Source organism: Jeotgalibacillus sp. ET6 (assembly GCF_029667115.1).
In the GTDB taxonomy this organism is placed as follows: domain Bacteria; phylum Bacillota; class Bacilli; order Bacillales; family Jeotgalibacillaceae; genus Jeotgalibacillus.
The window spans coordinates 1-229 of record NZ_JARUIU010000370.1; the positions used below are offsets into that span (position 1 = coordinate 1).

1 protein-coding gene is annotated in these 229 nt (G+C 34.5%); it reads left to right on the forward strand.

What is annotated here, in order from left to right:
• Positions 1 to 214 (forward strand): hypothetical protein (locus tag P6709_RS20445; protein WP_278242699.1); only part of this gene is annotated, 214 nt, incomplete at its 5' end.
• Between the last annotated feature and the right edge of the window lie 15 nt (positions 215 to 229).

Below are 229 nucleotides of genomic sequence, written 5' to 3' on the forward strand. Positions count from 1 at the left end.
CGAGATGGTCCGGCTGCCCGTAGCTTGCGATAAATTCTTTAAGAGGTTTGCCTATATAAACGGAGAAAAAACAGTTCATGCCAGATCCATTTTGGCTTTTGTAAAAAACATCAGGGAAAATAAAAATAATGGCCAACCTGATGTTATGATGTTTTCGGATAGAAAAGGAAGCAGTTTGAAATTCTTATATATTCAACAGTATTTACCTTTTTGACTATTATTATTATCG